Below are 7,713 nucleotides of genomic sequence, written 5' to 3'. Positions count from 1 at the left end.
TCGAGGATGGCAAGCTGAAGTTGGACGAATCCATTCGCACTTATCTGCCGGACTCGCCGGCCACTTGGGCGCCGATCACGCCGCGACATTTGTTACGTCACACCTCCGGGCTGTCGCGCACGCCGGCTTTCGATCTGCGCAAGGACTATACGGACGATGAACTGTTCCAGATCTTCTACACCTCGAAGCTGGAGTTCGTGCCGGGCGAGCGGATGAGTTACAGCAACACCGGTTATGCGTTGCTCGGCTTGTTGGTGAAGAAGGTCGGCGGCGAGTTCTATGGCGACGTATTGAAGAAGCGCGTGTTCGGGCCGCTCGGCATGCACACCGCCAGTGTCATCGACGATCGCAACGTCGTGCCGAATCGAGCTGCGGGCTATCAGTTGGATGCCAACGGCAAAGTCGTGCATCACGATTGGGTGGCACCGACCGGCAACTCGACCGGTGACGGCGCTTTGCAGCTGACCATTCTGGATTTCGCGAAATGGGAAGCTGGCGTCAATGCACGCAAGATTCTGAAGCCTGAGTCGTGGGCCGCGGTATTCGAGCCGGCGCGGCTGAACAGCGGTAAGACCTATCCGTATGGCTTCGGTTGGTTCCTGGATCGCGTGGCCGGTCACGAGTCGCAACATCACAGCGGCGGCTGGCAAGGCTTCACGACGGACTACGCTCGGTTCTTGGAGACCAACACGGCGGTAGTGGTGCTACAAAACTTTCGTGGCAGCAGCCCGACGGAAGTGCTGAAAGCTGCGGCGGGATTCTATAACGCCAAGCTCGTTGCACCGCCGGGTGCGCCCATCTCGGATCGTGATCCGAAGGTGACTCAGCGGTTGAAGCAGATCGTTGCCGAAAATCAGATTCCTGCGAAAGAGCAGGCGTTGTTCGATTCGCCCGGATTGTTGGAGCGGACCCTTGCACCTTATCAGAAGGCGCGTGCGCCGTTGGGTAAGCTGCAGGAGTTGCGGTTGTTCGACTATGAGGCGGTCGGGGACGATCAGCTGTATCGGTACCGTGGCCGCTTTGCAGCCGGTGTCGCAGACGTGACGTTCATGCTGACGCCGAGCGGTAAGATCGCGCGATTGATAGTGCGTCCGGTGGAGAGCTGGACGACTACCGTCTTTTGAATTCGTTGGGTTGGACTGGGCGCTGTCAGAGACAAAACATGAAAATCAATCGGATCGTGTCGTCGGCATTGAAGTTGGTGCTCGCGACAGCGCTTCTTGCCAGCTCGGTGCAGGCGAAGGAGGCCAGCAGCTCAGTGTTGATCACCAACGCAATGTTGGTGGACGGCACCGGTGCCAAGGCGCAGCCGTCAGCGGCCGTGCGCATCGAAGGCGATCGCATCGTCGCCGTCGGCAAGCTGAAGCCGAAGAAGGGTGAGCAGGTCGTCGACGCGCACGGCCTGGTGCTCGCGCCTGGGTTCATCGATACCCATAGCCATCATGACCGGGGTGTGTCCAAGCATCGGACGGTCGAGCCGGCGGTGTCGCAGGGCGTGACGACCATTATCGTCGGTCAGGACGGCGGATCGTCGATTCCGGTCGACACGCTATTCAAGGAGCTCGACGCTGAGCCCATCGCCGTCAATACGGCGAGCTACATTGGTCATGGCAGCGTGCGCAAGCAAGTCATGGGCGACGATTTCAAACGTGTCGCCACGGCGGCGGAAGTCGACCGCATGCGAGAGTTGGTCGCTGCTTCGATGAAGCTCGGAGCGCTCGGGCTATCGACTGGGCTCGAATATGATCCAGGCATCTACGCGGACCGTTCAGAGGTCGTAGCGCTCACCGCGGAGGCTGCGAAGTTCGGCGGTCGCTACATCAGCCACATGCGGAGCGAAGACCGTGACGTATGGAAGGCGCTGGAAGAGGTGATCGAGCTGGGCCGCGTCACCGGTGCTCACGTCCAAGTCTCGCACATGAAACTCGCGATGACCGATTGGTGGGGCCAAGCGGATCGCTTCATCAACATGATGGATCGCGCGCGGGCCGAAGGTGTGAAGATTACGGGTGACGTGTACCCGTACGATTTCTGGCACTCCTGGTTGTCTGTGTTGTTCCCGGAACGGGACTTCGACAACCGTGCCACGGTGGATTTCGTTCTTCGCAGTCTGGCACCGCCGGATGGCATCACCATCACGGGCAACAAGGCTGATCCTTCAGTGGTCGGCAAAACCGTGGCGCAGATTGCGACAGAGCGCAACGTTGAGCCCGCGGTGGTGGTGATGGATCTGCTTCGTGAGATGCAGAAGGTGAAAAGTGAAGTGTCCGTCAACGGGACCAGCATGCGCGAAGATGACGTCGCGAAGTTCATCGCTTGGCCTCATAACAATATCTGTTCGGACGGCAGCATCGGCGGTGCTCATCCTCGCGGCGCCGGGGCATTCACTCGGGTGCTGCGGATGTATGTTCGAGAGCAGAAGCTGCTTACGTTGGAGCAGGCCATTCATAAGATGAGTGGACTCGCTGCCGAGCATGTCGGCTTGGAAGGCCGCGGCGTCATCAAGGCCGGCGCGTTCGCTGATCTGGTGCTGCTCGATCCCGCGACGGTTACCGATCGCGCCACTCGTGCTGAGCCAGGCGCGCTGTCGGTGGGTATCGAGCGTGTGTGGGTGAACGGCCAACCGGTGTTCGAGCAAGGGCACAGCAACGGCAAGTTCCCCGGCAAGCCGATTCGCCGGGATCCGACACCGACCAAGTCATGAACACTGCGGCCGCTCGCCGTTCGGCGCCGGCCGCATCACAGATCTTGCGACAGTCGGCTTTAGTTGAGGTTGTCCATGTCATTGCTTCGTTACGTGGCCGCTGCGCTGGGCTCGTTGTGTTGTTTGACGGCCAGCGCCGCTGACCGTTACGACGATATCCGTGAGTACATCCGTGCCGGGCTGGTCTCCGACTCAGTGCCTTCGATCGCGGTGGCGGTAGCCCAGAACGGCAAGATCGTCTGGCAGGAAGGCTTCGGCTGGGCCGACAAGGAGCGGCGGATTCCGGCCACCGAGCACTCGATGTATCTGCTGGCCTCAGTCTCCAAGTCGATGACGGCGACGGCGCTGATGACCCTGGTAGAGCAGGGCAAAGTGCAGCTCGACGCGCCCGTCAACAACTACCTCGGCAACGTCAAGCTGCACAGTTACATCGGCAATGCGAACGATGCCACCGTGCGTCAGCTGTTGAACCACACCTCTGGCTTGCCCACCCACCTGCAGTTCTTCTATTTCGATGAACCCTATCGGCAGCCCTCGCGCGACGAGACCCTCCTGCGCTATGGCAACCTGTTCACGGTGCCGGGAGAAACGTACAAATACTCCAACCTGGGCTTCGGCACGCTTGACTACATCGTCGAACGCAGCTCCGGAGAGAACTTCGCGGACTACTTGCGACGATCCGTGTTCCTGCCACTGGGCATGACGCATTCGTCACTGCACATCGGCAAAGGCATGGAAGACTTCGCAGCCATGCGCTACTTCGCCCAGGACGGTGCTCCCATCCCGTACTTCGAAACAGATGCTCCAGGTGCCGGCGCGATGTACTCGAGCGCTCACGACCTGCTGCGCTTCGGAATGTTTCATCTGCAAACGCCGCTGAAAGACCAGAAGGCCATCCTGTCCAAGAGCAGCCTGGAGCAAATGCACCGCCCCAGCGTTCGTATCCGCGACCACTATTATTACGGGCTCGGCTTCTTCGTGAAGGACGAACAAGGCCATCACATGGTGATGCATGGAGGCGGCAGCCCCGGCGTCACTGCCAACCTGACGATGTTCCCGGACCGCAAGCTCGCCATCGTGGTGCTGTGTAATCAGAGTGCGAAGTTGCCGACCCGAGTGCTGGACCGAGCGATCGCCAAGTTCGTGCCCGGTTGGCACTATCAGGATTCGTTTACCTGGCCCGCTCCGGTCGAGCCTCGCGTTGCTTTCGACGTTCCGCCCAGCTTGCTGGGGCAGTGGCGAGGCACCTTGGCCACTTACACCGGCGAGCAATCGGTCACGTTGAACTTCATGCCGAACGGTGAAGTGCACGGGAGAGTCGGTCAACAGCCCATTGCCTTGATCAACGATCCGGCGTTTGCCGACGGCGTATTCCAAGGCCAGCTGGCGGCACGCGTCGGCACGCCCGACACGGACCGCTACGACTACGTCGTGTCCTTGTCGTTGCAGCTCAAAGACAACGAACTGGCCGGCACCGCCATGGCCAACAAGATCTCCGGCGGCCTGCGTCAGCGCAGTACGCTGGCTCACTGGCTCCAGTTGCAGCGGGTGAGCGGACCGTCGGCCTTGTGATAGGGTCAGGGCTGGCACGGAGCCAGCCCGTGGCCTGACAAAACTCAGGTGCCCGATTTTGCCGCCGCGGGACTCTTAACTGGAGGCGGCGTGCGTGACACGCCAGGTCCCTTGGCCACCGAGGCGGCACGTGATCCTTGAGTAAGCCCGATGCTTTCGTCAGCGGGATTTTCGCCCAGTGGGGCGATGACCTGCTGCGCTTCCTGACCCGGCGGGTCCGCACTGAAGCGGATGCCCGCGACCTGGCGCAGGAAGCCTATGTCCGTCTGTTACGCCTGAATCGCAAAGACGTGATTTGCGATCCGCGCTCCTATGTCTATCGAGTCGCGGCCAATCTGGCGCACGAGTTCCAGCTGAAACGCCGGGCCGAGGTCGATGGCCTGAAACGCTGGGCGGACGAAGTGGGCGTGGACAGTGAGGCTGGCGACAGCGACGCCGACTCGAGCGTGGTCAGCGAGCGTGTCACCCAAGTGTTGAAGGGCTTATCACCAAAGTGCCGTGCGGTGCTGGTCATGCACCGTCGCGACGGCATGACCTACGACGAGATCGCCGAGCGCCTCGGCATCTCTTCCAGCATGGTCAAAAAATACCTTGCCAGTGGGCTGCGGCATTGCCGGCGCCACTTGGACGATTGTCTCTAGGGGGACCGATGGAACGTTCTCGACTTTCTCACCAGGAGCAGATCGCCGCCGAAGCGGCCGACTGGTTCGTGCTGCTGCAGGAATCGAACGACGATGCCGGTGTGCGTGAAGAGTTCACTCAATGGCTGTTGCGTTCGCCGGGACATCTGCGTGAGTTTCTTGCGGTCACGCGTGCTTGGGGCGAAATGTCTGCCGTGTCGGCGGACGTTTTGCCGTTGGATCGATTGATCGAAGAAGCGCGAGCCGATGCGGGTGAGCCTAACGTCGTGCAGCTACCAAAGCGCTCTAGTCCGCTGGCTGAGCACGAGCTAAGGACCGACCGACGCCGGAGTCGGTGGTCAGTGCGAGTTGCCGCCGCCGCGGCTGTGGCGGTGATCGCGCTCGGCGTATCGCTGGCCGGACATTGGTGGCAACAGCGACAAGCCATCGTCACCGTCGTTGGCGAACAACGCACCCTGATGCTGGACGATGGCTCAGTGGTTCGCTTGAACACCGATTCGCGCATTCGGGTTCGCTTTGCGGAGAAGGAGCGTCGTATCGAGTTGCGGCAGGGTGAGGCGCTGTTCCAGGTTGCCAAAGACGCGCAGCGGCCGTTTCTCGTCGTGACCCCGCAGGCCACGGTGCGTGCAGTCGGCACCGAGTTCAATGTGCGAACCCTTGCTACGGGCACTGCTGTCGCCGTGCTCGAAGGCAAGGTGGAAGTGCGCGGCGTCGTGCAGACCGAGGTGCCGCAAGCCAAAACCCAACTGGCCGCGGGCGAGCGCGCTACCGTCGAGCAAGGCGGTCAGATCCAGTCGGGCGGCGGGCCGTCATTGGAGCAGGTGCTGGCCTGGGCCGATCGTAAAGTGGTGTTCCGAGAAAGCACCTTGACCGATGTGATCGACGAATTGAATCGTTATCAGACCCGGCCCATTCGGATCGCCGATCCGCAGCTGGCAACGTTGCGCATCAACGGCTCGTTCTCGGTCAACGACGTTGAATCGTTGCTGGTTTATCTGGAGCGCTATCACGGCTTGGTGCGCTCACGCGATGCTGCTTCCGGCGCAATGGTGTTGAGCAAGCCATAAATCGAGGTGCCCGGTTCTGCGCTGCTCGCCCTCTTAGGAAATATCAAACAAAAGTCGTGCGATACGACCTAAGGGGAGGAGCAGGATGAAACATCTAGATGCAGGCCGCCTTGCCAAACTGACGCTAGCCGCTGCGGTAGCGTGGGCGTTGCCTCAAGCGAGCTTGGCTCAATCGCAGCAGTTGTCGCAAGCGCTGCCGCGCCAGCCGTTGGCGGATGCGCTCGATTCGCTGGCCAAAATCTCTGGCTTGCAGTTCGTCTACAGCGCAGATCTGGCGGCTGGCATCACTTCGCAGGGCGCGGCTGCAGGTCGTTCGGTCGAAGAAGCGCTGCGTGAGATTCTGCGTGACACCGGGCTCACTTACGAATTCATCAACGAACGAACCGTGACCATCGCGCGCTCCGGCCTTGCGCCGCAGAGTCGGAACGTCGATGAGTTGTTGGAGACGGTCAATGTGTTCGGCACGTTGGATACGCCGCTGACCGTCGGCTCGAAGACGGGCCAGTCGCTGCGTGAGACGCCGAAGTCCGTGACCATCGTGACTCGCGAGCGCATCGAAGCGCAGAACCTCACCACCGTCACCGAAGCCATGCAACAGGCCACCGGCATCACGGTGCGTCCCTACGATCCCGTGCAGTCTTGGTACTACGCTCGCGGTTATCGTGTAGATGTGACTCAGCTCGACGGCGGCGCTCCTATCACTGCAGGCTTCGGCAACTTCTCTTCGCCGGACTCGGCGATGTTCGAACGAATCGAAGTACTTCGCGGCGTGGACGGCATGTTCAGCGGCGCTGGCGATCCGGGCGGCGTGATCAACCTGGTCCGCAAGCGAGCACTGCGTTCACCGGCCTTGAACGTTACGGCGTCGGCTGGTAGCTGGAACAATTATCGCCTTGAACTTGACGCGACCGGCTCGCTGGCGCGCGATGGCCAGATGCGTGGCCGTGCTGTCGGCGTGTTCGAAGACAAAGAATATTTCTGGGATCGCGCCGACTCCAACAAGAAAATGGTCTATGGCGTGTTGGAGAACGATATCGGCTCCGACATCGTCGTTTCCGTCGGTGGCGTTTATGAGAATCGCCGGGACAATGGCTATTGGTATGGTGGCGTGCCGCGCTATGCGGACGGCCGCGATCTGCACTTGTCGCGCACTCGCAGTCTGGTGCCGGACTGGGGCTTCTCCGAGACCACGACCAAGGAAGTGTTCGCCAAGCTCGACTACGACATTCGCGACAACCTGGCGCTGGCCATGAACGTCACGTATCAGGATCAGCAAAGCGAATCGCTGACCGCGTACGTCAAAGGCGCGATCAATCCGGTGACTTTGACCGGTGCATCGTTCACCAGCTGGGCCAACGACACGCCGTCGGAGCGCGCGGCTGTTGATTTGCATTTGAAAGGCTCGTTCGAGCTGTTCGGCCGTGAGCACAAGTTCGCGGTCGGCGGGGACTACTCCAAGTCCGACGGTGGCGGCGCGCGATTTTTCTACATGATGGGTTATCCGTTCGTGAACGGCCCGACGGTGGATGTGTTCAACTTCAATCCGTCGCTGTTGCCAAGGCCGAACCGCGTGCTGAATCCAGCCGCGTTCACCAATCGCATCAGCCCGGTGTACGGTCAGGTGCAGTACGGCGGCTACGCGACTTTGGGGTTGCAGCTCGCCGATCCGCTGCGCTTGACCATTGGCGGTCGCTATACGAATTACGAACAGGAAGAGCAGAGCTATCGA

6 protein-coding genes are annotated in these 7,713 nt (G+C 60.9%); all 6 read left to right on the top strand.

What is annotated here, in order from left to right; genetic code table 11:
- A partial coding sequence (locus tag JNL55_RS31930) for a serine hydrolase domain-containing protein (protein WP_293864196.1) occupies window positions 1–1,124 on the top strand: 1,124 nt, incomplete at its 5' end.
- A gap of 38 nt (window positions 1,125–1,162) precedes the next feature.
- Window positions 1,163–2,704 carry an N-acyl-D-amino-acid deacylase family protein gene (locus tag JNL55_RS31925; RefSeq protein ID WP_293864193.1) on the top strand — a complete coding sequence of 514 codons (1,542 nt, stop codon included), beginning with the start codon at window positions 1,163–1,165 and terminating at the stop codon, window positions 2,702–2,704.
- Between the two features lie 75 nt (window positions 2,705–2,779).
- Window positions 2,780–4,276 carry a serine hydrolase domain-containing protein gene (locus JNL55_RS31920; protein ID WP_293864190.1) on the top strand — a complete coding sequence of 499 codons (1,497 nt, stop codon included), beginning with the start codon at window positions 2,780–2,782 and terminating at the stop codon, window positions 4,274–4,276.
- A gap of 137 nt (window positions 4,277–4,413) precedes the next feature.
- Window positions 4,414–4,917 (top strand): RNA polymerase sigma factor, encoded by a 504-nt coding sequence (locus tag JNL55_RS31915; protein ID WP_293864187.1) that lies wholly within the window; start codon window positions 4,414–4,416, stop codon window positions 4,915–4,917.
- A gap of 8 nt (window positions 4,918–4,925) precedes the next feature.
- A complete protein-coding gene (locus JNL55_RS31910) occupies window positions 4,926–5,984 on the top strand; it encodes a FecR family protein (protein WP_293864184.1) in 1,059 nt (352 codons plus the stop codon).
- Between the two features lie 85 nt (window positions 5,985–6,069).
- On the top strand, window positions 6,070–7,713 hold a 1,644-nt coding region (locus JNL55_RS31905; protein ID WP_293864181.1), incomplete at its 3' end, for a TonB-dependent siderophore receptor.

This window comes from Steroidobacter sp. (assembly GCF_016790065.1).
Taxonomy (GTDB): Bacteria; Pseudomonadota; Gammaproteobacteria; order Steroidobacterales; family Steroidobacteraceae; genus Steroidobacter.
The sequence above is the reverse complement of the archived record's forward strand: the minus strand, read 5'-3'. Positions and strand labels throughout refer to the sequence as shown.

Excerpts from the sequence above, each read along its gene's own strand:
- JNL55_RS31925 (WP_293864193.1), top strand. The coding sequence starts at position 1,163 with ATGAAAATCAATCGGATCGTGTCGTCGGCATTGAAGTTGGTGCTCGCG.
- JNL55_RS31920 (WP_293864190.1), top strand. The coding sequence starts at position 2,780 with ATGTCATTGCTTCGTTACGTGGCCGCTGCGCTGGGCTCGTTGTGTTGT.
- JNL55_RS31910 (WP_293864184.1), top strand. The coding sequence starts at position 4,926 with ATGGAACGTTCTCGACTTTCTCACCAGGAGCAGATCGCCGCCGAAGCG.